Origin of the sequence: Pinisolibacter aquiterrae (assembly GCF_019160155.1) — a bacterium.
Taxonomy (GTDB): Bacteria; Pseudomonadota; Alphaproteobacteria; order Rhizobiales; family Ancalomicrobiaceae; genus Pinisolibacter; species Pinisolibacter aquiterrae.
In genome coordinates, this window is record NZ_JAFNIH010000019.1 from 125745 (window position 1) to 152495 (window position 26751).

A 26751-nucleotide genomic window follows, 5' to 3' on the forward strand; every position below is an offset into this window, starting at 1 on the left:
TCTAGCCGGAAACCGAGCCTCGGTCCAGAAATCATGGCCTCGTCGGCACCGCGCCGACGAGCCCGAACCTCACGCCACCAGAGCGATCGCCGAGACCAGCCGCCCGTAATCGGGCTCGCCGCGATGGGTCGTGCGCCGATAGGAGAAGAACCGCTCCTCCTGCGCATAGGTGCAGAGCGCCAGATCGCCGGCCGCGCCGACCCCGGCCTCGGCGAGCCGCAGCGCGATGAAGGCCGGCAGATCGAACATCGCATGGCCGACCCGCCCCGACGGCCGGAAGAACCGCGCCCATCCCGCCTCGCGCGCGACGAAGCGCTCGACGAACTCCGGCCCGACCTCGTAGGCCTCCCCCGAGATCGTCGGCCCCAACACCGCCGTGATCCCGCCGCGCGAGGCGCCGAGCCCCTCCATCGCCGCGACCGTCGCCTCGATCACGCCGTGAAACGCCCCCTGCCAACCGGCATGCGCCGCCCCGACCACCCGCGCCCGCGCGTCGGCGAAGAGAATCGGCCCGCAATCGGCCGTCGCCACGCCGACCGCCACCCCCGGCCGCGCCGTCACCACCGCGTCGGCCTTCGGCCCCTCGCCCGGCGCCCACGCCTCCTCGACCACCACCACGTCGGGCGAATGGACCTGATAGGGCATCGCCAGACGACCCGGCGCGACGCCGAGCGCCGTCGCCACCCGGCCGCGATTGGCCATCACCCGGTCGCGATCGTCGCGCGAGCCGAGCCCGATGTTGAGACTGGCGTAGATCCCCTCGGAGACGCCCCCCTCGCGGGTGAAGAAACCATGGGCGACGCCCGGAAGATCGGAGAGGAGCGGCGAACGGATCACGGACGGGACCTCGTGTCGGAAAGGGGGAACGTCGGCGCCAGCCCCGGCAGGGCCACGCCCGGGCGAGTGACCGCCATGACCTTGAAGAGCGAGCCCATCTCGTCCGGGCCGACCAGCCGCTCGACCTGACCGACGATGTCGGCCCGCGTCGCCTCGTCCTTGTCGGCGCCGAGCCGGCCGGCCCGCTCCGCGAGACCGAGCGACAGCAGGAAATCGCCCTGCTCGACCGGCCCGTGCACCGCCGCCCCGGCCCCGCGCGCCGCGGCCCCCAGCGCAGTGAAATCCACGTGCGCGGTGAGATCGGCCTCGCCCGGCCGCTCCAGCGCCTCGACCGGGGTGTGACTGCGCACCGCCTGGAACGTGTCGCCGAAGGCCGGGCCCGAATAGCCGTAGTCGATCGCCAGCAGAACCCCGCCCTCGGCGGCGATCCGTCGCGCCAGCCCGGCCATGATCGCCACCCCGACCGGCGAGACCTCGACGATCGCGCCGTCCTCGGCCGCCGCCAGACGCTCCGGCAGGCCCGCCCCCGGCAGCGCCGTCGCGCCGAGGCCCATGACGAGACGCCCCTCGCCGTCGAGCCCGACCATGCGCTCGCGCCACGCGTCGCCGGCCCGTTCGAACTGGCGGATCGGCAGCGCGTCGAAGAATTCGTTGGCGACCGCGATCAGCGGCCCGGCCGGGATCTCCTCGGCCGCGGCGTACCACGTCGGCGAGAGCGGCCCGCCGGCGAGCGTCGCCGCTTGCCGCGCGCGAAGCCGCGGGCTGGTCTCGACGAGCCCGAGCCGCGCCGCCGCCACGAAGGCCGGCGCGCGCCTGGCGACCCGGAGGAGATCGGCCATCAGCGTGCCGCGCCCCGGCCCGAACTCGACCAGCTGGAACGGCGCCGGCCGGCCGAGCCGCTCCCAGGTCTCCACCAGGAAGGCGCCGATCACCTCGCCGAACATCTGCGAGACTTCGGGCGCGGTGACGAAGTCGCCGCCGGCCCCGAAGGGTTCTCGCGCCATGTAGTAGCCGTGTTCGGGATCGCCCAGGCACGTCCCCATGAAATCGAACACCGACATCGGTCCGTCGAGACGGATCCGAGCCTTGATGCGATGTTCGAGGGGCGTGACGGTCATGGCCTCTCCGCGCTCGTGACGGTGGTCCCGCGCCGCGCCGCCCAGATCGCCAGCGCCGCCCCGGCCGCCACCATCGGCAGCGACAGGATCTGGCCCATGGTGATGAAGCCCCAGAGATAGCCGAGCTGGGCGTCGGGCTCGCGGAAATACTCGACCGTGAACCGCGCCAGCCCGTAGCCGATCGCGAAGAGACCGGCGATCACGCCCGGACGCTTCAGCAGATCGGTGCGGAAGACGAGATGGCCGATCACCGCGAAGAGGACGATCCCCTCGAGCGCCGCCTCGTAGAGCTGGCTCGGATGGCGGGCGAGCGGCCCGCCGTGCGGAAACACCATCGCCCACGGCACGTCCGCCGCCCGGCCCCAGAGCTCGCCATTGATGAAATTGGCGATCCGCCCGAAGAACAGGCCGATCGGCGCCGCCGCCGCCGCCAGATCGAACAGGGTCAGCAGCGGATAGGGCTTCCTTCGCGTGAACAGCACCATCGCCGTGATCACGCCGAGGAAGCCGCCGTGGAACGACATGCCGCCACCCCACACCATCGGGATCTCTTCCGGATGGGCGAAATAATGGGCGGGGTTGTAGAAGAGCACGTAGCCGATGCGCCCGCCGAGCACGATGCCGAGCGTCGCCCACAGCACGAAATCGTCGAGATCGGCCGCGCTCGGACGCGCCGCCCGCCCCCACAGCCGATCGGCCGCGATCAGTCGCCGCATGTACCACCAGCCGATCAGGATGCCGGCGACATAGGCCAGCGCATACCACCGGATCGCCAGCGGACCGACTTGCAGCGCGATCGGATCGATCACCGGGAAGGGCAGAGCGAACAGGGGCATGGGCGGCGAAATCTCGTGAACGTCGGTCGGCGCGGACAGTGCGGCGCCGGCCGGTGCCCGTCAAGCGCCGGTCCGGCCCGCGCCCCTTGCGGGAGGCGGATCGCCACCCCATAACACCGACGATGGGGCGAAACCATGATCGCCCGCCCGGCCACCATGGGAGCCACCGACCATGACCCAGACCAGCAACCGCTTCTTCGACGACATCGCCAAGCTGATGACCGATGCCGCCGGCGTCGCCCAGGGTTTCGGCAAGGAGGTCGAGACCGCCGTGCGCGCCCGCGCCGAGAGCTTCGTCACCGACATGGATCTGGTGAAGCGCGAGGATTACGAGGTCGTCCGCGAGATGGCCGCCAAGGCCCGCGCCGAGAACGAGGCGCTCTCCGCCCGCCTCGACGCGCTCGAAGCCCGGCTCGCGAAACTCGAGGGCGGCAAGAGCAACCTCTCCGAGACCCTGATCGCCGGCGGCGATCCCGCCGCGCCGATGATCGGCTGACCACCTTGGACAGGATCCTGGTCTCGGCCTGCCTGATCGGCTGGCCGGTCCGCTGGGACGGCGGCGCCAAGACCGCGCACCACCCCCTCCTCGCCCGATGGGCCGAGGAGGGGCGGCTGGTGCCGCTCTGCCCCGAGACCGTGGCCGGCCTGCCGACGCCGCGCCCCGCCGCCGAGGTCGAACCCGGCGCCACCGCCCGCGACGTGCTCGAGCGCCGCGCCACCGTGCGCGACGCCGCCGGTGGCGATCACGGCGACGCCTTCCGCGAGGGCGCCCGCATCGCGCTCGCCACCGCCCGCGTGCGCTCGATCCGCTTCGCGCTCCTGACCGACGGCAGTCCCTCCTGCGGCACGACGGGGATCGCCGACGGCACCTTCTCGCGCACCCGCCGCATCGGTGAGGGCGTGACGGCGCGCGCGCTCGCCGACGCCGAGATCGAGGTCTTCCCCCTCCACGAAATCGAGGCCCTCGCCGCCCGGCTCGACCTCTAGGGTCGCGCCGCTATCCACAAGCCCGCGAACTCTCCACAGTTTCGCGGGCGCGGCCCGGGGAAATCGATCGCGCCCAGGTCTTCCGCGCCTATACTGAAATCGTACGAGAGATTCGCTCTGCGGTGTTCGGTCTTTCGAGTGAGTGGCCTGTCTCGATGCTGTTCCGGCCGACGTACTCGTCGTCACCGGCGGCCGGGAAGGATGCTTTCGGTCTAGTATTCCCCGCGTTCGGCCCACATTCCACGCGAGGCCTCCTCGATGAGCCTGATCGAATTGGAACTGGAACGGCATGCCAATCCGGTCGACGTGATCGAACACGTCGCCGCGCTCGAGGACTGGAGCTTCGAGCGCTCCGGAGACGACGAGATCACCATCTCCATCGCCGGATCCTGGTGCGACTACCACGTCTCCGTCTCCTGGATGGAGGACGTCGAGGCGCTGCATCTGGCCTGTGCCTTCGACCTCAAGGTGACCGAGCCGCGCCGCGCCGAGGTGATGCGCCTGCTCACCCTCGTCAACGAACAGATGTGGCTCGGCCATTTCGACCTGTGGTCGGGCGACGGCGTCGTGATGTATCGTCACGCCCTGCTGCTCGCCGGCGGCGCCGAACCCTCGGCGCGCCAGATCGGGGCCATGCTGGTCGGGGCCATCGAGGCCTGCGATCGTTATTATCAGGCGTTCCAATTCGTCGTCTGGGCCGGTCGCACCGCCCAGGAGGCGCTCGAGGGCGCTCTCTTCGAAACCATGGGCAACGCATGATCGAGACCTTCACCGCCGCCGCTCCGCTCGTCCTCGTCGGTTGCGGCAAGATGGGTGGCGCCATGTTGACCGGCTGGCTCGACCGCGGCCTCGCTCCCGAGGGCGTGGTCGTCGTCGAGAAGATGCCGTCGCAGGCGCTCTCCGCCCTCGCCGCCGAACGCGGCCTCACCCTCCATGCCACCGCGCCGGAGGGCGTCACCGCCCGGGTGATGCTCGTCGCCGTCAAGCCGCAGGGCCTCGACGCCGCCTTCGCGACGTTGAAGCCGCTGGTCGGACCCGAGACCGTGGTGGTCTCGGTGGTCGCCGGCAAGACCATCGCCGCCTTCACCGCCGGTCTCTCGAGCGAGCGGATCGTCCGCACCATTCCCAACACCCCGGCCCAGGTCGGACGCGGCATCACCGCCGCGGTCGCCGGCCCCGCCGTGACCGCCGCCGACCGCGAGTTGGTCTCCGCCCTGCTGGCGGCGATCGGCGAGGTCGAGTGGGTCGAGGTCGAGGATCACATCGATCTCGTCACCGCCGTCTCCGGCTCCGGCCCGGCCTATGTCTTCCACATGGTCGAGGCACTCGCCGCCGCCGGCGCCGCCGCCGGCCTCGCCCCCGATCTCGCCGCCCGTCTCGCCCGCGCCACCATCGAAGGGGCCGGCGAACTGCTGTGGCAGAGCCCGGAGACCCCGGAACAGCTGCGCGTCAACGTCACCTCGCCGGCCGGCACCACCGCCGCCGCCCTCGCCGTGCTGATGGGCGAGAACGGGTTGACGCCCCTGATGACCGAGGCCGTCGCCGCCGCCGCCCGCCGCTCGCGCGAACTGGCCGGCTGAGACCGAACTCACGACGTCTCGACCGCTTCGAAACGTCGCGACCGAAAGCGAGCCGACCGGGCATCATCCGGCCGGTCGTGGCGCTCGTGAGACGAGGACACGTCCGAAGGTCACGAGCCGAGCCCGAGCCGCCGCGCCCTCCCGGGCGGCCGGTCAGCCCCCCTTCTGCTTCGCCGCGAGATCGGCGTCGATCGCCGCGGTCTTCGCCGCCGCCGGCCGCGCCGCGAAACGCTCGACATAGGCCGCGATCCCCGGCGTCGCCGGCACCAGGCCGAAGGCGGTGAGCCAGGTCAGCGCCGGCCCGAAGACCCCGTCGACGATCGTGAAGCTCTCGCCGAGGAACCACGGCCCGGTCGCGAGCTGCCCCTCGACCGCCGCCATCGTGTCCTCGTAGGAGCCGTAGCCGGCCATGCTGGCCTTGGGCGCCTCCCATTTCATCGCCTTCTGCAGCACCGCCGGCTCGACGCAGTCGCCGTAGAAGAAGAGCCAGCGCAGCAGCGACCCGCGCAAGGGATCGCCCGGCTGCGGACACATCCCCGTCTCCGGAAAGAGGTCGCCGAGATAGAGCGCGATCGCGCCCTGTTCCGTCACCACCACCTCGCCATGGCGGATCGCCGGCACCTTGCCCATCGGATTGATGGCGAGATAGGCCGGTGCCTTGTGCTCGCCCTTGGCGAGATCGAGGACGTGGAGGTCGTAGGGAAGGCCCATTTCCTCGGCGAGCCGCAGCGTGCAGCTGGACCGCGTCTGCGGGGCGTGGAAGAGCGTGAAGCGACGATCGGACACGAGCGACTCCTGCGCTGGAACGGAGAGCGCAGAATGGAACAAACATCGAACACAAACAAGAGGGCGACCACCACGAATTCGGTCTCGCCGCCGCAATCTCGGCGGGTTCCTCTCGTGGAATATCAATCTCGAGATCGTTCGAACCGACGGATCGCCCCATGCTCCCCGCCCTGTCTCGCCTGCGCTCCCTCCTCGCCCTCGGCGCCCTCGCGCTCCTCGTCGCCGCGCCGAACGCCGGCGCCGCCGGCCTCGTCGAGACCGCCCGCGCCTGCCGCGCCGATCGCGCCGCGTTCTGCGGCGACGTCTCGCTCGGCGGTGGCGCCGTCCGCGCCTGCCTGCGCGCCCGGCTCGACGCGCTCTCCACCCGCTGCCGCGAGGCCCTCCTCGCCTCCGCCGACGCGACCCCGTCGCGGACGACGGCGCCCGACGCGCCCTTGCGCGACCTCGCCTACGGCCCCGACCCGAAACAACGCCTCGACGTCTACCGCCCCGCCGAGGCGCGCGGCGCGCCGGTCCTCTTCATGGTCCACGGCGGCGCCTGGGCGATCGGCGACAAGGAGGCCGACGCCGTCGTCGACGCCAAAGTGGCGCATTTCCTGCCGCAGGGCTGGATCTTCATCTCCGTCGACTACCGCCTCCTACCCGCCGCCGATGTCGCCACCCAGGCCGAGGACGTCGCCCGCGCGCTCGCCTTCGCGCAACGCCATGCGACCGAATGGGGCGGCGACCCGCGCCGCTTCGTGCTGATGGGCCACTCCGCCGGCGCCCATCTCGTCGCCCTCCTCACCGCCGATCCCGCCCTCGCCCGCCGCTTCGGCGCCGCGCCCTGGCGCGGCACGGTCGCCCTCGACAGCGCCGTCTACGACGTACCCGCGCTGATGACGGCGCGCCACCTGCGGCTCTACGATCGCGCCTTCGGAACCGACCCGGCCGCCTGGACCGAGGTCTCGCCACTCCATCGCCTGAGCGGGCGTCCGGCGCCGATGCTGCTGATCTGCTCGACCCGACGCGACGACGCCTGCCCGCAGGCTCGCGCCTTCGCCGCCGCCGCCCGCGCGCGCGGCGGCGACGCCCGGATCTTCGCCACCCCGCAGAGCCATCGCGAGATCAACCGCGACCTCGGCGAGGCCAATGCGGAGACGCGCGCCGTCGACGCCTTCCTCGCCGCCGCCGTCCCCTGAGATCGGCGGCGAAAAGGGCGGAAATCCTTGCGCCTCGTGCCCTTCGGTGCTAGGAACCCGCCCGTTCCCACACGCCGACACCCCTGGAGGCACCGTGAGGGACCCCGCCCACGCGCCCGTGAGGGTCCGGGAGCGGGAGGCGAAAGGGCCGGTCGACCGGCCTTTTTCTTTTGATCTTCATCGAGAAGGAAGCACCCCATGAGCCGCAAGTCCTACGAGCTCGAGGCCTCGGTGCGTGAACGGGTCGGCAAGGGGGCCGCTCGTGCACTGCGTCTGGAAGGCCGTGTCCCCGCCGTGATCTACGGCGACAAGAAGCCCCCGCTGGCGATCTCCCTCCCCTTCAAGGAGGCGGACAAGCGCCTGCGCGCCGGCGGCTTCCTCACCACCGTCGCCACCATCGTGGTCGGCGCCGAGAAGATCCGCGTGATCCCCAAGGATTACCACATGCACGTGGTCAAGGACACGCTGACCCACGTCGACTTCCTGCGCATCTCCGACGAGACCATCGTCACCGTCTTCGTTCCGGTCCATGCCGTGAACCAGGAGGCTTCGGTCGGCCTGAAGCGTGGCGGTGCCCTGTCGATCGTCCATCACGAGATCGAGTGCAAGTGCCGCGCGGACGCGATCCCGGAGTCGATCGACGTCGACGTCGCCCCCCTCAACATCGGCGCCTCCGTCCACATCGAGGACGTGGTCCTGCCGAAGGGCGTCGAAGCGGTCGTCCACGAGAAGAACTTCACCGTTCTCTCGATCACCGCGCCGGTCGGCTTCTCCGAGACCGCCGAGGCCGCCGAGACCCCGGCCGCCTGATTTCGCGAGCGCGACGCGCCGGAGGTTCGCCCATGCTTCTCTTCGTGGGGCTCGGCAATCCCGGCGCGGACTACGCCCGGAATCGCCACAACATCGGATTCATGGCGGTGGACACGATCGTCCGCCGCCATTCCTTTTCCCCCTGGCGCGCCAAGTTCCAGGGCGAGGTCTGCGAAGGCGTGATCGGATCGGAGAAGATCGTCGCGCTGAAGCCGATGACCTACATGAACGAGAGCGGCCGCTCCGTCGCCGCCTGCGCCCAATTCTACAAGATCGAGCCGAAGGACATCGTCGTCTTCCACGACGAACTCGACCTCGATCCCGGCCGCATCCGCGTCAAGCTCGGCGGCGGCCATGCCGGCCACAACGGCCTGCGCTCGATCCACGCCCATCTCGGCCCCGATTATCGCCGCGTCCGCCTCGGCATCGGCCATCCCGGTTCGAAGGAACGGGTCACGGCGCACGTGCTCGGCGACTTCGCCAAGGTCGATCGCGAGTGGCTGGAGCCGCTCCTCGACGACGTCGCCGACGCCGCGACCTTCCTCGTCGAAAGCGACGACACCGGCTTCATGAACCGAATCGCCGGCAAGCCGGCCGAAAAGTCGGCGCCGGCGAAACCCACCCCGGCCACGCCGAAATCGACCGGCCCCGGCCCCGAACCGGCGGCCCGCAACGCCATGGCCGAGACCCTGCGCCGGCTTCTGGCACAGAAGAAACGCTGATCTCGGCGATCGAACCGATCCATCCTTGCCGTTCCCCCCTCGAAGGAGTATGGTTCGGCATCGGACTTTGGCCGGACGCTGGGCTATATCACTCGAAGCCGATTTCGGGTGCTCTCGTCAGATCTCTCCAAAATTCGACTGAAACGAACGGGGCACGATTCGTCGCGCCGCGTTCGACTGCACATGAAACGACGAGAAGGAAACTCTCCAATGCCGGTCGGAACTGTCAAGTTCTTCAACGAATCCAAGGGTTACGGCTTCATCCAGCCGGAAGACGGCTCCAAGGACGTGTTCGTCCACATCTCCGCCGTCGAGCGTTCGGGCATGCGCTCGCTGATGGAAGGTCAGAAGGTCTCCTTCGAGATCGAGACCGACCGTCGCTCCGGCAAGGCCGCCGCGGCCAATCTCGCCGCCGTCTGAGGCCGCGACATCGCCGATTTCGGGCCGGGAACACGGGCTTTCCCCGTTTCCGGCCCGATGCATTTCGGCTATATGCCTCACCCGAGCGAACCATTTGGATGGAACGACGCCACATGGCCAAGGAAGAATTGATTCAGTTCGAGGGATTGGTACTCGAAATTCTGCCCGACGCGCGGTTCCGCGTCCGTCTCGAAAACGGTCACGAGATCATCGCCTATACTGCCGGCAAGATGAAGAAGAACCGGATCAAGACCCTGGCCGGCGATCGTGTCACCGTCGAGATGTCGCCTTACGATCTCGAGAAGGGCCGCCTGGTGTTCCGTCACCGCGAAGTCCGTCCCGACGGCGCTCCGCGCCCGCCGCAGCAGCAGTTCCGCCGCCGCTGACGGCCGGCCTTCTTCGAGACGGATACGAGACCCATGGGCTTCAAGTGCGGCATCGTCGGACTGCCGAACGTCGGCAAGTCGACCCTCTTCAATGCGTTGACCCGGACCGCCGCGGCCCAGGCCGCCAACTATCCCTTCTGCACCATCGAGCCGAACACCGGCGAGGTGGGCGTGCCCGATCCCCGCATGGACGCGATCGCCAAGATCGGCAAGTCGGCGCAGATCGTCCCGACCCGCATCACCTTCGTCGACATCGCCGGCCTGGTGCGCGGCGCCTCCAAGGGTGAAGGGCTCGGGAACCAGTTCCTCGCCAACATCCGCGAGGTCGATGCCATCGTCCACGTGCTGCGTTGCTTCGAGGATGGTGACGTCACCCACGTCGAGGGCCGGGTCGATCCGGTCGCCGACGCCGAGACCGTCGAGACCGAGCTGATGCTCTCCGACCTCGACAGCCTCGAGCGCCGCGTGGTGGCGACCCGCAAGAAGGCCGCCGGCGGCGATCGCGACGCCAAGCTGGTCCTGCCCGTGATGGAAGCCGCGCTGGCGCTGCTCCAGGACGGCAAGCCCGTGCGCCTGCTCGAGGTCTCGCACGAGGACAAGCCCCTGCTCGACGGGCTGATGCTGCTCACCTCCAAGCCGGTCCTCTACGTCTGCAACGTCGAGGAGGCCGCCGCCGCGACCGGCAACGCCCATTCCGCCGCCGTCGAGGCGATGGCGAAGGCGCAAGGCGCGAAGTCGGTGGTCATCTCCGCCGCCATCGAGGCCGAGATCGCCCAGCTGTCGGACGAGGAGGAGCTCGAGTTCCTCGAAGGCATGGGGCTCCACGAGCCCGGCCTCGATCGCCTCATCCGCGCCGGCTACGACCTGCTCGGCCTGATCACCTATTTCACGGTCGGCCCCAAGGAGACCCGCGCCTGGACGATCACCAGGGGCACGAAGGCCCCCGGTGCCGCCGGCGTGATCCACTCCGACTTCGAGCGCGGCTTCATTCGAGCCCAGACCATCGCCTATGACGACTTCGTCCGGCTCGGTGGCGAGGCGGCGTGCAAGGAAGCCGGCAAGGCCCGCGACGAAGGCAAGGAATACGTCGTCCAGGACGGCGACATCCTGCTGTTCCGCTTCAACGCCTGAGACGAAGACCCGGCGACGCGCGGCGGTTCGCCCTCCGCGCGTCACGCCGTGCGCGACACCCGAGCCCCGATCGCCTCGCCGGCGGCGCGTTGAGCGAAGACGATCGTCACCGCCTCCGCCGTCAGCCGGACGCCGAGGAACACGGTGACGCCGGTGAGCCCACCGATGCCGATCACGAAGAGGCCGAGCAGGACCGACCAGGTCATGGTCGCCACGCCGAGCAGAAGGCCGATCCCCGCCAGAAGCAGAGCCAGCGCGCTGCCGGCGATGTAGAAGGGACGGACGAGCAGCGGTCCGACGGGCGTGTCGAGCGTCGACAGGGCGGCGATCATCGAGGGGTCCTCGCGCGATTCGAACGGGTCGGCGAGACGACAGTTTGGACGGGGGCGACGGTCGACGCCATGGCCGAGACGACACGATGGTTCGAAGACTTCCACGCCGGCGAGGCGATCCCGCTCGGCTCCCATGAGATGACCCGCGAGGCGATCGTCGCCTTCGCACGCGCCTGGGATCCGCAGCCGATGCATCTCGACGACGTCGGCGGCGCCACCTCGCTCCTCGGCGCGCTGTCCGCCTCCGGCTGGCATTCGGGCTGCGTCCTGATGCGCCTCTTCGTCGACAACCTCCTCGCCGGCTCCGCCTCGCTCGGCTCGCCCGGCATCGAGACGCTGAAATGGCTGAAGCCGGTCCATGCCGGCGACCGCCTCACCGCCGTGATGAACGTGCTCGAGACCCGCGCCTCCGGCAGCCGCCCGCGCATGGGCCTGATCCGCGCCCGCTTCGACGTCACCAATCAGGCCGGGGCCCTCGTGCTGATGATGCGCTCGACGCTGATGATGGGCCGGAGGGCGGCCGCATGATGTATCTCGAGGAAATCCCCGCCGACTGGGCGGTCGATCTCGGCACCCACACCTTCACCGCCGAGGCGATCGTCGCCTTCGCCCGCGACTTCGACCCGCAGCCCTTCCACCTCGACGAGGAGGCGGGCAAGGCCTCGCTCTTCGGCGGTCTGGCGGCCTCCGGCTGGCACGTCGCCTGCGCCTGGATGGCGCTGTGGATCGCCCATCAGAACCGCGAGATGGAGGCCCGTGCCGCGCGCGGCGAGATCGTGCCGGTGCCCGGCCCCTCCCCGGGCTTCGACGACATGAAATGGCTGAAGCCGGTGCTCGCCGGCCAGACGGTGAGCTATCGCTCGTCGCTGGTGCGCGCCCGCCCCTCGGTCAGCCGGCCCGAATGGGGCATCTTCACCACCCGCAACGAGGGCTTCGTCGACGGCGAGCTGGTGTTCCACTTCACCGGCAACGTGATGTGGCCGCGGCGGCCGCACGGCGACGAGTGACGCTCACACGAGCCGCCCGTCGACCGGATGCAGCATCCGCGAGGCGACCGCGACGCGGTTCCAGATGTTGATCGTGCCGATCGCGACGATCAGGCGGGCGATGTCCTCGTCCGAGAAATGCGCCCGGATCCCCTCCCAGGCTTCGTCCGGCACGCCGGTCTCGGCGAGGCGGGTGACACATTCGGTCCATTCCAGCACCGCCCGGTCGCGCGCGTCGAAGAGCGGCGATTCCCGCCACGTCGCGACGAGATGCAACACCCGCGCGTCGATGCCGGCGGCGAGCGATTCCGCGACGTGCAGATCGACGCAATAGGCGCAGCCGTTGATCTGCGACGCTCTGAGCTTGACGAGATGCAACAGGCGCGTATCGATGCCGGACGCCTTCACGGCACCGTCGAGGGCGCGGATCGCACGGTAGAGCTCGGGAGCGGCCTCGGCCACGTTCAGTCTGCGCTTCATGTCGGTTCTCCTCTCGTCGACGGCACGCGATGTCGCGTCGAATCATGGATAAAATATATCGATGATTATGAAACACAATGCCCGTCCGTCGAAATCCGTGCGAAGGCCGCCGCCATGAGGCGTCTCGGCGACGGCGTCGAGGCGGCGCTGCACTGCCTCCTGGTGTTGGCGGGGCTCGAACGCGGACGCGTCCTGCCGGGCAAGGCGCTCGCCGAGATCCACGGCGTCTCGGAGAGCTATCTTCTGAAGCACCTGCGCGAACTGACCGCCGCCGGTCTGATCGAGGCCGTCGCCGGCCCGCGCGGCGGCTATCGCCTCACCCGCGAGCCGGTCGCGGTGTCGCTGCTCGACGTCGTCGAGGCGATCGACGGGCGCGAGCCGACCTTCGTCTGCCGCGAGATCCGCCGCAACTGTCCCGGCAAGTCGCAGGACCCCGCCGTCTGGCGCCAGGACTGCTTCATCAAGACCCGCATGATGGCGGCCGAACGGGTCTGGCGCGACGCGCTGCGCGCCCAGACGCTGGCCGATCTGGTCGCCGACGGCGAGCGCCTGATCGACCCGGAGAACAGACGCATCGTCGCCGGCCACGTCGAGAAGGCGCAGCGCTGACCGCGCCTCGGCCCTCGCCGAACACATCGTTTCTCGTTCGGCGACTGGTCTGCCGGCGCGAATGCGCCATCTTCTCCCGAGAAGAGGAGAGCCCGATGACCGCCACCGCCGCCCTGCCCCCGATCGAGAAGGTCGTCCTGCCCCGTCTCCACGATCTCGGCGACGGGTTCGAGGTGCGCCGCGCCCTGCCGACGGTCGAGCGCCGCATGGTCGGCCCCTTCGTCTTCCTCGACCAGATGGGCCCGGTGGCGCTCGCCCCCGGCCACGGCCAGGACGTCCGCCCCCATCCCCACATCGGCCTCTCGACCCTGACCTGGCTGTTCGAGGGCGAGATCCGCCACAGAGATTCCACCGGCGCCGTCGAGGTGATCCGCCCCGGCGCGGTCAATTGGATGACCGCCGGCCGCGGCATCGTCCATTCCGAGCGCACGCCCGAGGAGAGCCGCCCCCACGGCGGTCGCCTGTCGGGGCTGCAATTGTGGATCGCCCTGCCGCGCGACCGCGAGGAGATCGAACCGAGCTTCCATCACGTCGCCGCCGAGGCGCTCCCCCGGCTCGACGGCGACGGCGTGAGCGCGACCCTCGTCGCCGGCACCGCCTTCGGCCGCGTCTCGCCGGTACCCACGCTCTCGCCCCTGATGCAGCTCGACGTCACCCTCGAGGCCGGCGCCCGCTTCGCGCTCCCCGCCGAGATGCCGGAACGGGCGATCTACACCGTCTCCGGCACCGTCTCGGTCGAGGGTGAGGAGGGGGCGTTCGAGCCCGGCCGTCTGGTGGTGCTGCGTCCCGGCGCCGAGATCGTCCTGCGCGCCGAGACCCCGGCCCGCTTCGCCGTCGTCGGCGGCGAACCCTTCCCGGAACGGCGCTTCCTCTATTGGAACTTCATCTCCTCGTCCAAGGACCGCATCGAGGCGGCCAAGGCCGACTGGCGCGCCGGGAGATTCCAGGGCGTCCCCGGCGAGACCGAATTCATCCCGCTGCCGCCCGACCCGCCCGGCGTCGTGTGGAAAGGGTGAGGCGTGGGCGCATCCGTCCCTCGCTCATGGTTCGAGGGCCGACCTGCGGTCGGTCCCCTCACCATGAAGCCTCACGAGGCGTCGCCCCGTCGCCCTGCCGCCCCGCCACCCGTTCGGCTTCACCCTGAGGCGCGAGCGGAGCGAGCCTCGAAGGGCGAAGCCCCGGCACTCCTTCTCCACACGAAAAAACCCGGCCTCACGGCCGGGTTCTCCATCTCTCGTCGCAGGAGGGCGGGGCGGATCGGCCGCCCACACGCTCAGTCCTTGGCGCGTTCGACGTAGGAGCCGTCGGCGGTCATGACGACCACGCGGGTGCCGACGCCGACATGCGGCGGCACGGCGGTCTTGACGCCGTTCGACAGGATCGCCGGCTTGTAGGACGACGAGGCGGTCTGGCCCTTGGTCACCGGCTCGGTCTCGACGATCTCGAGGGTGACGCGGGCCGGGATCTCGATCGACACCGGAACGTCCTGATAGACCGCGACCTGGCACTCCATGTCTTCCTGGAGATAGGCCGAGAGATCGCCCACCACGTCCTTGGGAACCACGATCTGGTCGTAGTTCTCCTTGTTCATGAAGTGGAAGCCTTCGTCGTCGTTGTAGAGATAGGCGTAGGCACGCTCGTCGAGCATGGCGCGCTCGACCTGCTCCGTGGTCTTCCAACGCTCGGACACCTTCACCCCGTCGGAAATGCGGCGCATGTCGATCTGGGTGGTCGGCGTACCCTTACCCGGATGGAAGCTTTCGGCCGAAAGAACGACGTAGAGCTTGCCGTCCATCTCGACGACGTTGCCCTTGCGGAGATTCTGAGCATTGACTCTCATGGAGACCGGACCTCTATCGAAACGAATAAGAGCGCGCGCCGACCCGGCGGGCCGCGCGTTGTCGGGTCTCCTGTCTCACGTCTGACGCCTCGAGGAAAGCAAAAAGTCATGAAAACCGCCGATCCCTGGTGGGACCGCGACCGCCACGCCGATCGTCGGCCCGCTCTCCTCGCCCGCAACGCCGTCAAACGCGCCTTCCGCGCCCATCTCGAGGCCGACGGCTTCACCGAGGTCGAGACCACCGCGCTCCAGATCTCCCCCGGCAACGAGACCCATCTCCACGCCTTCGAGGTCACCGCGATCGGCGACGACGGTGCCCCGCGCACGCGCTATCTCCACACCTCCCCCGAATTCGCCATGAAGAAGCTGATCGCCGCCGGCGAGACGAAGATCTTCGATTTCGCCCGCGTCTGGCGCAATCGCGAGGGCGGACCGACCCATGCGCTCGAATTCACCATGCTCGAATGGTATCGCGCCGGCGCCCCCTACGAGACCTTGATGGAGGATTGCGCCGCCCTGCTGGCGCTCGCCGCCGACACCGTGGGCGCGCGCGACTTCCGCCACCGCGCCCGCGCCTGCGATCCTCGCCTCGCCCCCGAGCGGATCACCGTCGCCGAGGCCTTCGACCGCTTCGCCGGCGTAGACCTGCTGGCGACGATCCCGCCCGACCCCACCGCCGAACCCGACCGCGACCGCCTCGCCGCCGCCGCGCGCGCGCTCGGGCTCCGCGTCGCCGACGACGACACGTGGTCGGACGTCTTCTCACGCCTCCTCGCGGAGCACGTCGAGCCGCGTCTCGGCGACGGCCGCCCGGCGATCCTGATGGAATACCCGTCCCGCGAGGCCGCCCTCGCCCGCCCCTGCCCGCACGACTCGCGCGTCGCCGAACGCTTCGAACTGTGGGCCTGCGGCGTCGAACTCGCCAATGCCTTCGGCGAACTGACCGACCCGGTCGAGCAGCGCCGCCGCTTCCGGATCGAGATGGACGAGAAGGAGCGTCTCTATGGCGAGCGCTATCCCCTCGACGAGGACCTGCTGGCGGCGCTCGCCCATATGCCGCCGACCAGCGGCATCGCCCTCGGCTTCGATCGCCTCGTCATGCTGGCGACCGGCGTCCCGCGCCTCGCCGACATCCTGTGGACGCCGGTCCCGTGACGCCCATGGTGCGGGCACGACTGTAATTGTATCCGCCCGCGTCTCGGGCCACTCTCCCTCGCACATGCGAAGGACCGAGGCGCAATGAGCGGCGACACCCATTCCCACGATCACGATCACGGCCCCGCCCAGTGCCAGGGACACGGGCACGACCACGACCACGACCATGATCACGGTCACCATGATCATCACGGCCACGCCCATGGCGGTCTCGGCCATGTCCATGCGCCCGTCGACTTCGGCCGCGCCTTCGCCGTCGGCATCGCGCTCAACACCGGCTTCGTGGTGATCGAGGCCGGATTCGGCGTCGCCGCCAATTCGATGGCACTGCTCGCCGACGCCGGCCACAATCTCTCCGACGTGCTGGCGCTCATCGTCGCCTGGGTCGCCGATCGCGCCACCCGCCGCGCCCCGAGCCCGCGCTTCACCTACGGCTTCGCCGGATCCTCGATCATGGCGGCGCTGTTCAACGCGGTCTTCCTGATGCTGGCGGTCGGCGCCATCGCGCTCGAGGCGGTGCAGCGCCTGTTCAGCCCCGAGCCGGTCTCCGGCCTCACCATGATCGTCGTCGCCGGCATCGGCATCCTCGTCAACGGCGTCACCGCATGGCTCTTTGCCGGCGGCTCCAAGGGCGACCTCAACATCCGCGGCGCCTATCTGCACATGCTGACCGACGCGCTGATCTCGGCCGGCGTCGTCGTCGCCGGCCTCGCGGTCTGGGCGACCGGCTGGATCGCGATCGACCCGATCGTCTCGCTGATCGTCGTCGCCGTCGTCGTCTGGGGCACCTGGGGGCTCCTGCGCGAGAGCTCCGCCCTCTCCGTCGCCGGCGTCCCCGCCGCGATCGACCCCGCCGAGGTCCGCGCCGCGCTCGCGAGCCTCCCCGGCGTCGTCGCCCTGCACGATCTCCACATCTGGGCGATGTCGACCACCGAGGTGGCGCTGACCGCCCATCTGGTGATGCCCGACGGCGCGCCCGGTGACGATTTCCTGCACACCGCGTCCGAGATGCTGGAGCACCGTTTCGACATCGGCCACATGACACTGCAGATCGAGACCGGCGACGGCGCCTGGTGCCGTCTGGTCCCCGACGCGGTGTTGTGACGCCCGGCCGGGACCGGCCGGCGCGCCTCAATGCCCTTCGAACGACACCAGCGAGCGCACCGGCACGTTCATCGCGCGCAGTCTCGAAGCACCGCCGAGATCCGGAAGGTCGATCACGAAACAGGTCGCCACCACGTCGGCGCCGAGATTGCGCAGAAGCTGCACGGCGGCGCAGGCGGTGCCGCCGGTGGCGATGAGGTCGTCGACCAGCACCACCTTCTCGCCCTCGAGAACGGCGTCGCGATGGACCTCCATCTGATCGACGCCGTATTCGAGGCTGTAGGCGATCGACACCACCTCGTGCGGCAGCTTGCCCTTCTTGCGGATCGGCACGAAACCGGCCGAGAGCTGATGCGCCACGGCGCCGCCGAGGATGAAGCCACGCGCCTCCATCCCCGCCACCTTCTCGATCTTCTCGCCCGCGAAAGGCTGAACCAGCTCGTCGACGGCGCGGCGGAAGGCGCGGGGATTGCCGAGCAGCGTGGTGATGTCGCGGAACATGATCCCGGGCTTGGGATAGTCGGGGATCGAGCGAATCGTGTCGCGCAGGTTCATCACCAGTAGTCCTTCATGATTTCTCTGGCCCAATCCGGCTCGCGGAGGACCCCTCGCGGCTCGAAGCCGCTCATCACCGGCTTGATGTCGACCACCGGCGTGCCGTCGATGGCGTCGAGCCCGCGCACCCGCACGACCCCGCCCTCGACCCCGAGGATCTCCACCGTCGTCACCCCGAGCCGGTTCGGCCGCGGGCTGCCGCGCTGCGCGAAGATGCCGACCTCCGGCCAATCCGCGCGCCCGCGCGGCCGCCGCGCCCCGACGACGATCGCCTCCGGATCGATCATGTCGAAGTGAAAGACGATCAGCGCGTGGGAGAATTGATCGAGCCCGGCCAGCGCCGAGACCGGAAAGGCGGGATCGAGCACGATCTCCGCCTCGACCGTACCCCAGTCGTCGTCGGTCGCCTCGGCGCGGCCGCCGCGCACCCGCGCCACCACGTCGAGTTCGAGACGGCTCATGGGCGCGCCCCCAGAACCCGCCCGGCGACCGCGTCGAGCTTGGCGAGCAGCAGCGGGTCGCGCGCGTCGCGCGCCGTCATGATCGCGTGGTCGAGCGCGTGGTCCGAGCCGATCGGACAGGCCGGATGCTCGACGGGGAAGTCCTGGGCGAAACGCGCCACCAGCCGCCGTGCCTTGTCGGCATTGTCGTGCACCACCTTGATCACGGCGGCGACGTCGACGTGGTCGTGGTCCTGGTGCCAGCAATCGAAGTCGGTGACCATGGCGACGGTCGCGTAGGGGATCTCCGCCTCGCGCGCCAGCTTCGCCTCGGGCATGTTGGTCATGCCGATCACGTCGAACCCGGCCGACTTGTACCAGAGGCTCTCCGCGAGTGTGGAGAACTGCGGCCCCTCCATGCAGACGTAGGTGCCGCCGCGCCGATGCGGGATCGCTTCCGCCGTCGCCGCCGCCTCGAGCCGATCCATCAACCCCGGGCTGACCGGGTGGCCGAAGCCGACATGGGCGACGCAGCCCGCGCCGAAGAAGCTCGACTCGCGCTTCACGGTGCGATCGACGAACTGGTCGATCAGCACGAAGGTGCCCGGCGGCAGATCCTCCCGGTAGCTGCCGACCGCCGACACCGAGACGATGTCGGTCACCCCGGCCCGCTTCATCGCGTCGATGTTGGCGCGATAGTCGATCTCGGAGGGCGGGATCCGGTGGCCGCGCCCGTGACGCGGCAGGAACACCAGCGTCTTGCCGCCGATCTCGCCGATCAGGAGATCGTCCGACGGCGTCCCCCACGGGCTCGACACGGTCATCCACTCGGCATTGGTCAGCCCCGGCAGGTCGTAGAGCCCCGAACCGCCGATCACCCCGATCACCGATGCCGTCATGATTCACCTCTCCGGTCGCGTGCTGCGAGTGTCCCCATTCCGCGTCGCAATGCAATCCGGGAAGCACGCAGTCCGCCCCGTCGGCGCCGCGAAAGACCCACGAAACGCGAAGGGCTCCCGGTCACCCGGAAGCCCTCGCCGTCGTCGGTGTCGAACCGCTCAGTGAGCGACGCTCGACCAGACCTTGCGCTTGGTCAGATAGAGCAGGCCGGCGAAGACGATGAGGAACATCATCACCTTGAGGCCGGTCGACTTGCGCGCCTCGAGCTTGGGCTCGGCGGTCCACATCAGGAAGGCGGCGACGTCGCGGGCATAGTTCTGAACGGTGCCCTTGGTGCCGTCGTCATAGGTGACGATGTCGTCGGTCAGCGGAGGCGGCATGGCGATGCAGGTGCCGCCGATGAACGACTGGTTGTACTGCAGCGCGCCGTCGCAGGTCACGCCGTGCGGCGCTTCGACGTAGCCGGTCAGCAGGTTGTAGACGTAATCCGGACCCGCTTCCGCATAGAGGGTGAAGGGGTCGCCGAGGAACGAGGCGCCGCCGCGATGAACGGCGCGCGCCTTGGCGATCAGCGACAGATCCGGCGGCAGGGCGCCGCCGAAGGAGGCGCGGGCCGCCTCGTCGTTCGGGAAGGGCGCGGCGAAGCGATCGGACGGACGGCCGTCGCGCTCGAACATCTCGCCGGCGTCGTTGGGGCCGTCCTTGACCTTGATGGTCGCGGCCAGCGCCTTCGCCTGGTCCATGGTGAAGCCCGGTCCGCCGGCGTCCGCGAGGTTGCGGAAGGAGACGAGGTTCATCGAATGGCAGGTCGAGCAGACCTCCTTGTAGACCTTGTAGCCGCGCTGCAGCTGAGCCTTGTCGAACCGGCCGAACGGGCCGGCGAAGGACCAGGACTGCGTCTCGACGACCGGCCCGCCGGCTTCGCTGGCGAAGGCCGGAGCGGCGAAGGCGAGGCCGGCGACGAGCGCCGCGGCGCCCATCGCACGACCGATCTTGGTGACGGAAAGGATCATGGTCATGTCAGTGTCTCCCGATCTCTTCCGTTCAATGCGCGGCGTTCTTGGCGAGCACGGCGGCCGTCACCGATTCCGGCAGCGGACGCGGCTTCTCCACGAGGCCCAGGACCGGCAGGATCACCAGGAAGTGGAAGAAGTACCAAGCAGTGAGGATGCGCGAGGCGACGACGTAACCGCCCTCGGCCGGCTGCGAGCCGAGATAGCCGAGGCCGAGGCCGCAGATCACCAGGACCCAGAAGAACTGCTTGTAGAGCGGACGATAGGTCGCCGACTTCACCTTGGACGTGTCGAGCCAGGGCAGCACGAACAGGACCGCGATGGCGCCGAACATGGCGAGGACGCCGCCGAGCTTGTCCGGGATCGAGCGCAGGATCGCGTAGAACGGCAGGAAGTACCATTCCGGAACGATGTGCGCCGGGGTCACCATCGGGTTGGCCGGGATGTAGTTGTCCGGGTGGCCCATGTAGTTCGGCGAATAGAACAGGAACCACGAGAAGAAGATCAGGAACACGACCATGCCGAACGCGTCCTTGACGGTCGCGTACGGGGTGAAGGCGACGCTGTCCTGCTCGCTCTTCAGCTCGACGCCGGTCGGGTTGTTCTGGCCGACGACATGCAGCGCCCACACGTGCAGCACGACGACGCCGACGATGACGAAGGGCAGCAGATAGTGCAGCGAGAAGAAGCGGTTGAGGGTCGGGTTGTCGACCGAGAAGCCGCCCCACAGCCAGGTCACGATCGGATCGCCGACCAGCGGGATCGCCGAGAACAGGTTGGTGATGACGGTGGCGCCCCAGAAGGACATCTGGCCCCAGGGCAGCACGTAGCCCATGAAGGCGGTCGCCATCATGAGGAGGAAGATCACCACGCCGAGGATCCACAGGATCTCGCGCGGCGCCTTGTAGGAGCCGTAGTAGAGACCACGCAGGATGTGGACGTAGACCGCGATGAAGAACATCGAGGCTCCGTTGGCGTGCATGTAGCGCATCAGCCAGCCCCAGTTCACGTCGCGCATGATGTGCTCGACGGAATTGAAGGCCATCAGGGTGTTCGGCGTGTAGTGCATCACCAGCACGATGCCGGTGATCAGCTGAACCGCCAGCATCATCGACAGGATGGCGCCGAAGGCCCACCAGTAATTGAGATTCCGCGGGGTCGGGTAGGCGACGAAGCTGTCGTAGCCGAGCCGGATGATCGGCAGCCGCGAGTCGATCCAGCGCGTGAAGCCGTTCGACGGCGTGTAGGTCGAGTGACCACTCATGTCTTGCTCTCCTGAGGCGCTGGCGTCAGCCGATCTTCACGACCTTGTCCGAGATGAACTCGTACGGCGGAACGGGCAGGTTGAGGGGCGCCGGGCCGGCATGGATACGGCCGGAGGCGTCGTAGACCGAGCCGTGGCACGGGCAGAACCACCCGTCGAACTCGCCGGCATGACCGAGCGGGACGCAGCCGAGATGCGTGCACACGCCGACGACGATGAGCATGTGCTCGTGGCCCTTCTTGACGCGGGCCTCGTCGGTCTGCGGATCGCGCAGCGCCTTCACGTCCATCCCCGCGAGCTTCTTCATCTCGTCGTCGGTGCGGTTGCGGATGAAGACCGGCTTGCCGCGCCACTTGACGGTGATGATCTGCCCCGGAGCGACGGACGAGACGTCGACCTCGGTGGAGGCGAGAGCCAGCGCCGAGGCGTCGGGATTCATCTGGTCGATGAACGGCCACGCGACGGAGGCGACGCCGACGGCGCCGACGGCGCCCGTCGCGATGTAGAGGAAGTCGCGGCGCGACGGTTCTGCGGTGTCCATGGTAGCCAAGGTCGGATCCTCTCGAAGGTCGTCGGATCGATCACCCCCGCCGCGTCCGCCGACCGCATCACCTCGGGGAAATCGTCCCGAGAGACCCGATCGATGGGCCACGTGAGGAGAATTCACGCGGAAATGGGACACCGAAAGCCGATTGCCCCCAGTCTCCGATCGGCCGCCGTTTTGACACCACGTCGACGCAATGTCCAGATGCGGGCGCGGCCCCACCCCCCCGACCTTGGAATTGTTTCACTCGAAATATGTCATTGAAGACACTGCCCATCCCTCGAGCCTGCGACGATAATGCGCACATGTCCGTAGAAACCCCGATGAACGACGATCGTGCCACCGCGACGGCCCCTGTTTCCGCCGCCGATCCGCTCGCCTTCGCCCTCTCGACGCGCCTGCGTCTGGCGCTCTACGAGCCCGACATTCCCCAGAACACCGGCACCCTGTTGCGCACCGCCGCCTGTCTCGGCCTCGCCGTCGATCTGATCGAGCCGGCCGGTTTCGCGATCACCGACAAGACCCTGCGCCGTGCCGGCCTCGACTATCTCGACGCCGCCGTCCTCACCCGCCATGCGAGCTGGACCGCCTTCGACGCCCGCCGCCGCGACGAGGGGCGCCGCCTCGTCCTGCTGACGACCAGGGCTTCGACGCGCCACGTCGATTTCGCCTTTCGCCCCGACGACGTGATCATGGTCGGGCGCGAATCGGCGGGCGTGCCCGACCACGTCCACGACGCCGTCGACGCCCGCCTGATCGTGCCGATGCGCGCGGGCCTGCGCTCGCTCAACGTCGCGGTGGCCGCCGTCGTCGTCCTCGGCGAGGCGCTGCGACAACTCGACGCCTACCCGGCTCTCCCCCGAGGATGCCCCCGATGACCACCGCCCTCCCCGCCGATCTCGACGCCCTGAAGGCCGCGACCGCCACCTGGTTCGAGGCGCTGCGCGATCGAATCACCGCCGCCTTCGAGCGCCTCGAGGACGAGATCGCCACCCCCGGCGTCGATGCCGCCCCCGGCCGCTTCGTGCGCACGCCCTGGGCGCGGGTCGATCACACCGGCACGCCGGGCGGCGGTGGCACCATGGCGATGATGCACGGCCGCGTCTTCGAGAAGGTCGGCGTCCACGTCTCCGCCGTCCACGGCGAATTCGCCCCGGAATTCCGCAAGGAGATCCCCGGCGCCGCCGAGGATCCGCGCTTCTGGGCCTCCGGCGTGTCGCTGATCGCCCATCCCTGGAACCCGAACGTCCCCGCCGTCCACATGAACACCCGCCACGTCGTGACGACCCGGCGCTGGTTCGGCGGCGGCGCCGATCTGACTCCGGTGCTCGATCGCCGTCGCGTCGAGACCGATCCCGACACGATCGCCTTCCACGCCGCCATGAAGGCCGCCTGCGACGCCCACGCGGTCGCCGACCACGAGCGCTACAAGGCCTGGTGCGACGACTATTTCTTCCTGCCCCATCGCGGCGAGCCGCGCGGCGTCGGCGGCATCTTCTACGACCGCCTCGACAGCGGCGACGTCGCGGCCGACTTCGCCTTCACCCGCGCGGTCGGCGAGGCCTTTCTCGGCATCTATCCCGAACTGGTGCGGCGAAACGGCGCGACGCCCTGGACCGCGGCCGATCGCGAGGAACAGCTGATCCGGCGCGGCCGCTACGTCGAGTTCAACCTGCTCCACGATCGCGGCACCATCTTCGGCCTGAAGACGGGCGGCAACGTCGCCTCGATCCTGTCGTCGATGCCGCCGGTGGTGAAATGGCCCTGAGACGCGTCGCCCGGCCGTCATGAAGCGCGCCCACCCTCGATCTCGCGAGCGGCATCCGTTCCGCCGCGATTCGAGGGAGCCTCCCATGAGCGAGACAGAAACGCCCGTAACCACCCTGTCGGCCGGCGACGTCGTGGTTCTGAAATCCGGCGGTCCGATGCTGACGGTCGCCTCGATCCTCGGCGATCTCGCCTCCTGCGTCTGGTTCTGCGAGGAGGAACAGGCCTATCGCTTCGAGGACCTGCCCGCCGCCGTCCTGATCGCCGTCGCCTTCGAGGACGACGAGGACGAGGACGCCGGCTGAGCCCGTCCCGCCGGCTCCGCCCGACCTCGGTCGGCCCGCGACCGTCGGGGCGCCGCCCCGACGCTCACGCGGCGCTGGAGAGGGCGCGTCCGCCCGGCGCGATCTCGCACGGATCGAATGCGTCGCAAGGCGCGCCCTCGGGGCGGAGATCGAGCGGCGCGACCCGATTGCGGCCCGCGCGTTTGGCGGCGTAGAGCTCGGCGTCGGCGGCGCGCAAGAGATCGTCGATGGTATGGTGGGCGGAGACGACGCCGGCGCTGCAGCCGATGCTGACCGTGACCACGCGCCCGGCTCGTCCGCCCGCCTGCGGAATCTCGAGCCGTTCGATCGCCACGCGGATCCGTTCCGCCACCCGCATCACCGCCTCGAGCCCCGCCCCCGGCAGCACCGCCAGGAACTCCTCGCCACCGAACCGGCCGATCAGATCGTCCTTGCTCCGGATCTGATCGCTCGCCGCCCGCGCCACCGCGATCAGACAGCGGTCGCCCTCCTGATGCCCGAAACGGTCGTTGAACGACTTGAAGTGATCGACGTCGATCATCATCACCGCGACCACCTCGCCCTCGCTCGACGACTGTTCGGAGATCTCCGGCAGACGCAGATCGATCGAGCGGCGATTGGCGAGCCCGGTCAGCGTGTCGACCTCGCTCAGTACCTTGAGCTCGTCGTTGCGGTGGGTGAGGCGATGCGCCGCGAGGTCGCTGCGCAGCCGGCCCATGTGTTCCCGCCGCAACGCCCCCTCGACGGTCTGCCCGGCCACCAGCGCGATCAGCACCACCGCGCTCGCCACCGCCAACGGCCCCAGCACCGCCGGCGCGAAATCCCCGCTCGGGATCACCGCCCCCCACAGGAGGGCGAGCCCGATCCCGGCGACGGCCGTCGCGACGGCGCGGCCCGGCCGCACGAAGAGACACAGCGAGAGGATCGGCAGAACCGCGACGAGATCGAACGCCCGTTCCTCGCGCGCCGCGCCGACGCGGTGACCGATCAGCGTCGCCGCCACCGCCATCAGCGCCACGCTCCCCGCCTGCACCTCGGCCGGCAGGGCCGACCGGCGCCCGTCGACGCGGCTGCCGATCAGCAGCGCCCAGGGGATCACCATGCCGAAATGCAGCGCCACCATCACCGGCGACACCGCCGTCGACAGGAGGCACTCCATCAGCGGCACCAGGCTCCACAGCCCAGCGAACCAGATCATCGCCCGCCCCAGGCGCCGGGCCTCGAGCGTGCGGCGATCCGCCTGGAAACGCAGACGAACCAGGGCGTCGAACCGCTCCTCGCCGTCGAAATGCGGCGCGAACGCGGATCGAGAGGAAACGAGCGTCGTCATGAGGCGGATCCGGGAGCAGGAGGTCTCCCGGTTCTACGAAGCCGGCCTTCAGGGAGGGTTTACCGATTGGTTAAAATGCCGGCGATCTCTGCCTCAGCGGAAGCGAGCAGGGAGGCACGATCCGGACGGAACCCCTGGTTGATCCAGAGAGCGCGCAAATCCGCCAGAATTCGCCCGACCGCGGCGCCCGACGGCAGGCCCAGTGACACGAGGTCGCGCCCGGCGATCGGCAGCACCGGAACCGGCCGCGAGGCCGCCTGTGACAAAGCTGTGGAAACTTCTTCACGCCCCGCCAGGGCCCGCGCATGGGCGAGGACGAGCGCGTCGCGCGCGCCCTCCCGACCCGCCTCGAACAGCAGCCGATCGATCGCCGCCGCCGTCGCGAGCGTACCCTGCGGAAGCGTCCGCGCCCGACCGACCGCCGCCACCATCCGCTCGCGCGTCGCGTTGGAGAGGCGCAGGCGCTGCCACAGGTCGAGCGCGTCGGCCTCGCTCCAGGCCGCCAGCGCCGCCAGGAACACCGCCGCGTCACCGTCGCGGGTCGGCCCGCCGTCGCAGCCGACGAGACCATGCGCTCGCGCGAACCCGCCGAGATCGGCGGCGCGCCCGATGACCCGTTGCAGGAGGCCGGCGTCGCTCATCGCCGCCACCGTCGCCGGCGCGCCCTCGGCCACGACGAGCTTCATCGTCTCCTGGCCGATCCGCTCGGCCGAGAGCCCGGCGAGCCCGTCGCGCGCGGCGATCGCCGCCGCGAGCCCCTCCGGGTCGAGCGCCCCGCGCCCATAGGCGGCGTGAAAGCGGAAGAACCGCAGGATCCTCAGCCGATCCTCGCGGATCCGCGCCGCCGCCCGGCCGATGAAACGGACCCGCCCGGCCCGGCAGTCGGCGATGCCGCCGACGAAGTCGTGGACCACCCCGTCGAGCGAGACGTAGAGCGCGTTCATCGTGAAGTCGCGGCGATGGGCGTCGACCGACCAGTCGCGCCCGAAGGCGACGGTGGCATGGCGGCCGTGGCTCTCCACGTCCTGGCGCAGCGTCGTCACCTCGTAAGCGTGCCCCTCGACCACCACCGTGACGGTGCCGTGGTCGATGCCGGTCGGCACCGGCTTCAGCCCGGCCGCCGCCGCCCGCGCCGTCACCACCGCCGGCAGCGCCGTGGTCGCCACGTCGACGTCGCCGACGGGTCGCTCGAGCAGCGTGTTGCGCACCGCCCCGCCGACCACATAGGCGGTATCGCCGTCGCGTTCGATCGCCGCGAACAGGCGATGCAGCCGCGGATCGGCGAGCCAGTCCGCCGCGATTCGCGTCTCGGTCGCCGCTCGCCTCACGGCAC

General features: G+C 69.6%; 34 protein-coding genes. 19 read left to right on the top strand and 15 right to left on the bottom strand.

The window, feature by feature from the left end; all coding sequences use genetic code 11:
- Positions 1–69: 69 nt before the first annotated feature.
- From pgeF to lgt, 3 genes are read right to left on the bottom strand one after another with little or no spacing between them, the layout of a single operon-like run.
- Positions 70–837 (bottom strand): peptidoglycan editing factor PgeF, encoded by a 768-nt coding sequence (gene pgeF, locus J3S89_RS04825; RefSeq protein WP_217926343.1) that lies wholly within the window; start codon positions 835–837, stop codon positions 70–72.
- Complete coding sequence (locus J3S89_RS04830) at positions 834–1955, bottom strand: class I SAM-dependent methyltransferase (RefSeq protein WP_217926344.1); 1122 nt, start codon at positions 1953–1955, stop codon at positions 834–836. The genes pgeF and J3S89_RS04830 overlap by 4 nt, the downstream gene beginning before the upstream one ends.
- Entirely contained in the window at positions 1952–2791 is an 840-nt protein-coding gene (gene lgt, locus J3S89_RS04835) for a prolipoprotein diacylglyceryl transferase (protein WP_217926345.1), read from the bottom strand. Before lgt ends, J3S89_RS04830 begins: the two co-directional genes overlap by 4 nt.
- 172 nt (positions 2792–2963) lie before the next feature.
- Between lgt and J3S89_RS04840 the strand changes: the two genes are divergently transcribed.
- From J3S89_RS04840 to proC, 4 genes are all read left to right on the top strand, one after another.
- A complete protein-coding gene (locus J3S89_RS04840; RefSeq protein ID WP_217926346.1) occupies positions 2964–3287 on the top strand; it encodes an accessory factor UbiK family protein in 324 nt (107 codons plus the stop codon).
- A 5-nt stretch (positions 3288–3292) separates the two neighbouring features.
- A complete protein-coding gene (locus J3S89_RS04845) occupies positions 3293–3778 on the top strand; it encodes a 2-thiouracil desulfurase family protein (RefSeq protein ID WP_217926347.1) in 486 nt (161 codons plus the stop codon).
- Between the two features lie 258 nt (positions 3779–4036).
- Complete coding sequence (locus J3S89_RS04850; RefSeq protein WP_217926348.1) at positions 4037–4537, top strand: type III secretion system chaperone family protein; 501 nt, start codon at positions 4037–4039, stop codon at positions 4535–4537.
- A complete protein-coding gene (gene proC, locus J3S89_RS04855; protein WP_217926349.1) occupies positions 4534–5358 on the top strand; it encodes a pyrroline-5-carboxylate reductase in 825 nt (274 codons plus the stop codon). Before J3S89_RS04850 ends, proC begins: the two co-directional genes overlap by 4 nt.
- A gap of 153 nt (positions 5359–5511) precedes the next feature.
- Here the strand turns inward: proC and J3S89_RS04860 are convergent, their stop codons facing one another.
- Positions 5512–6144: a glutathione S-transferase family protein gene (locus J3S89_RS04860; RefSeq protein ID WP_217926350.1), complete on the bottom strand. Its 633-nt coding sequence runs from the start codon at positions 6142–6144 to the stop codon at positions 5512–5514.
- A 158-nt stretch (positions 6145–6302) separates the two neighbouring features.
- Between J3S89_RS04860 and J3S89_RS04865 the strand changes: the two genes are divergently transcribed.
- From J3S89_RS04865 to ychF, 6 genes are all read left to right on the top strand, one after another.
- On the top strand, positions 6303–7325 hold the full coding sequence (locus J3S89_RS04865) for an alpha/beta hydrolase (RefSeq protein WP_217926351.1): 1023 nt from the start codon (positions 6303–6305) through the stop codon (positions 7323–7325).
- Between the two features lie 198 nt (positions 7326–7523).
- Positions 7524–8135 carry a 50S ribosomal protein L25/general stress protein Ctc gene (locus J3S89_RS04870; RefSeq protein WP_217926352.1) on the top strand — a complete coding sequence of 204 codons (612 nt, stop codon included), beginning with the start codon at positions 7524–7526 and terminating at the stop codon, positions 8133–8135.
- A gap of 32 nt (positions 8136–8167) precedes the next feature.
- Positions 8168–8857 carry an aminoacyl-tRNA hydrolase gene (pth, locus tag J3S89_RS04875; RefSeq protein WP_217926353.1) on the top strand — a complete coding sequence of 230 codons (690 nt, stop codon included), beginning with the start codon at positions 8168–8170 and terminating at the stop codon, positions 8855–8857.
- 210 nt (positions 8858–9067) lie between these two features.
- On the top strand, positions 9068–9277 hold the full coding sequence (locus J3S89_RS04880; protein ID WP_217926354.1) for a cold-shock protein: 210 nt from the start codon (positions 9068–9070) through the stop codon (positions 9275–9277).
- 113 nt (positions 9278–9390) lie between these two features.
- Positions 9391–9663 (top strand): translation initiation factor IF-1, encoded by a 273-nt coding sequence (gene infA, locus J3S89_RS04885; RefSeq protein WP_217926355.1) that lies wholly within the window; start codon positions 9391–9393, stop codon positions 9661–9663.
- A 33-nt stretch (positions 9664–9696) separates the two neighbouring features.
- Positions 9697–10794 (top strand): redox-regulated ATPase YchF, encoded by a 1098-nt coding sequence (gene ychF, locus J3S89_RS04890; protein WP_217926356.1) that lies wholly within the window; start codon positions 9697–9699, stop codon positions 10792–10794.
- A gap of 41 nt (positions 10795–10835) precedes the next feature.
- Here ychF and J3S89_RS04895 read toward each other — a convergent pair whose 3' ends face one another.
- A complete protein-coding gene (locus J3S89_RS04895) occupies positions 10836–11126 on the bottom strand; it encodes a DUF4282 domain-containing protein (RefSeq protein ID WP_217926357.1) in 291 nt (96 codons plus the stop codon).
- Between the two features lie 69 nt (positions 11127–11195).
- Between J3S89_RS04895 and J3S89_RS04900 the strand changes: the two genes are divergently transcribed.
- Positions 11196–11654, top strand: a complete 459-nt coding sequence (locus tag J3S89_RS04900) for a MaoC family dehydratase (RefSeq protein ID WP_217926358.1) — start codon at positions 11196–11198, stop codon at positions 11652–11654.
- The gene (locus tag J3S89_RS04905; protein WP_217926359.1) at positions 11651–12133 is read left to right on the top strand and encodes a MaoC family dehydratase; all 483 of its coding nucleotides are present in this window, start codon (positions 11651–11653) and stop codon (positions 12131–12133) included. Before J3S89_RS04900 ends, J3S89_RS04905 begins: the two co-directional genes overlap by 4 nt.
- Positions 12134–12136: 3 nt before the next feature.
- Here the strand turns inward: J3S89_RS04905 and J3S89_RS04910 are convergent, their stop codons facing one another.
- Positions 12137–12592, bottom strand: coding sequence for a carboxymuconolactone decarboxylase family protein (locus J3S89_RS04910; protein WP_217926360.1), 456 nt, complete (start codon positions 12590–12592; stop codon positions 12137–12139).
- A 114-nt stretch (positions 12593–12706) separates the two neighbouring features.
- Here J3S89_RS04910 and J3S89_RS04915 point away from each other — a divergent pair, with 114 nt between their 5' ends.
- Entirely contained in the window at positions 12707–13201 is a 495-nt protein-coding gene (locus tag J3S89_RS04915) for an RrF2 family transcriptional regulator (protein WP_217926361.1), read from the top strand.
- Between the two features lie 95 nt (positions 13202–13296).
- Complete coding sequence (locus J3S89_RS04920; protein WP_217926362.1) at positions 13297–14217, top strand: pirin family protein; 921 nt, start codon at positions 13297–13299, stop codon at positions 14215–14217.
- 257 nt (positions 14218–14474) lie between these two features.
- Here the strand turns inward: J3S89_RS04920 and efp are convergent, their stop codons facing one another.
- Positions 14475–15041, bottom strand: coding sequence for an elongation factor P (gene efp / locus J3S89_RS04925; protein WP_217926363.1), 567 nt, complete (start codon positions 15039–15041; stop codon positions 14475–14477).
- A 108-nt stretch (positions 15042–15149) separates the two neighbouring features.
- On the opposite strand from efp, the gene epmA reads away from it, so the two are divergent.
- Positions 15150–16196, top strand: coding sequence for an EF-P lysine aminoacylase EpmA (epmA, locus tag J3S89_RS04930; RefSeq protein WP_217926364.1), 1047 nt, complete (start codon positions 15150–15152; stop codon positions 16194–16196).
- An 84-nt stretch (positions 16197–16280) separates the two neighbouring features.
- Complete coding sequence (locus J3S89_RS04935; protein WP_217926365.1) at positions 16281–17300, top strand: cation diffusion facilitator family transporter; 1020 nt, start codon at positions 16281–16283, stop codon at positions 17298–17300.
- Between the two features lie 27 nt (positions 17301–17327).
- Here J3S89_RS04935 and J3S89_RS04940 read toward each other — a convergent pair whose 3' ends face one another.
- From J3S89_RS04940 to petA, 6 genes are all read right to left on the bottom strand, one after another.
- Positions 17328–17855 carry an adenine phosphoribosyltransferase gene (locus J3S89_RS04940; RefSeq protein ID WP_217926366.1) on the bottom strand — a complete coding sequence of 176 codons (528 nt, stop codon included), beginning with the start codon at positions 17853–17855 and terminating at the stop codon, positions 17328–17330.
- Positions 17855–18316: an SAM-dependent methyltransferase gene (locus tag J3S89_RS04945; protein WP_217926367.1), complete on the bottom strand. Its 462-nt coding sequence runs from the start codon at positions 18314–18316 to the stop codon at positions 17855–17857. Before J3S89_RS04945 ends, J3S89_RS04940 begins: the two co-directional genes overlap by 1 nt.
- Positions 18313–19194, bottom strand: coding sequence for an S-methyl-5'-thioadenosine phosphorylase (locus J3S89_RS04950; protein WP_217926368.1), 882 nt, complete (start codon positions 19192–19194; stop codon positions 18313–18315). Before J3S89_RS04950 ends, J3S89_RS04945 begins: the two co-directional genes overlap by 4 nt.
- 159 nt (positions 19195–19353) lie before the next feature.
- On the bottom strand, positions 19354–20214 hold the full coding sequence (locus J3S89_RS04955) for a cytochrome c1 (RefSeq protein ID WP_230489264.1): 861 nt from the start codon (positions 20212–20214) through the stop codon (positions 19354–19356).
- Positions 20215–20239: 25 nt separating this feature from the next.
- On the bottom strand, positions 20240–21472 hold the full coding sequence (locus tag J3S89_RS04960) for a cytochrome b (RefSeq protein ID WP_217926369.1): 1233 nt from the start codon (positions 21470–21472) through the stop codon (positions 20240–20242).
- A 25-nt stretch (positions 21473–21497) separates the two neighbouring features.
- The gene (gene petA / locus J3S89_RS04965; protein ID WP_217926370.1) at positions 21498–22022 is read right to left on the bottom strand and encodes a ubiquinol-cytochrome c reductase iron-sulfur subunit; all 525 of its coding nucleotides are present in this window, start codon (positions 22020–22022) and stop codon (positions 21498–21500) included.
- A gap of 299 nt (positions 22023–22321) precedes the next feature.
- On the opposite strand from petA, the gene J3S89_RS04970 reads away from it, so the two are divergent.
- The 3 genes from J3S89_RS04970 (at position 22322) to J3S89_RS04980 (ending at position 24088) form a co-directional block, all read left to right on the top strand.
- Complete coding sequence (locus J3S89_RS04970; protein ID WP_230489263.1) at positions 22322–22894, top strand: tRNA (cytidine(34)-2'-O)-methyltransferase; 573 nt, start codon at positions 22322–22324, stop codon at positions 22892–22894.
- Positions 22891–23784, top strand: a complete 894-nt coding sequence (gene hemF, locus J3S89_RS04975; RefSeq protein ID WP_217926371.1) for an oxygen-dependent coproporphyrinogen oxidase — start codon at positions 22891–22893, stop codon at positions 23782–23784. The genes J3S89_RS04970 and hemF overlap by 4 nt, the downstream gene beginning before the upstream one ends.
- 85 nt (positions 23785–23869) lie before the next feature.
- Positions 23870–24088, top strand: coding sequence for a DUF2158 domain-containing protein (locus J3S89_RS04980; protein ID WP_217926372.1), 219 nt, complete (start codon positions 23870–23872; stop codon positions 24086–24088).
- 64 nt (positions 24089–24152) lie between these two features.
- On the opposite strand, the gene J3S89_RS04985 is transcribed toward J3S89_RS04980, so the two are convergent.
- Together J3S89_RS04985 and J3S89_RS04990 are read right to left on the bottom strand one after the other, a co-directional pair.
- On the bottom strand, positions 24153–25418 hold the full coding sequence (locus J3S89_RS04985) for a GGDEF domain-containing protein (RefSeq protein WP_217926373.1): 1266 nt from the start codon (positions 25416–25418) through the stop codon (positions 24153–24155).
- Positions 25419–25477: 59 nt separating this feature from the next.
- Positions 25478–26746 (bottom strand): CCA tRNA nucleotidyltransferase, encoded by a 1269-nt coding sequence (locus J3S89_RS04990; protein WP_217926374.1) that lies wholly within the window; start codon positions 26744–26746, stop codon positions 25478–25480.
- Between the last annotated feature and the right edge of the window lie 5 nt (positions 26747–26751).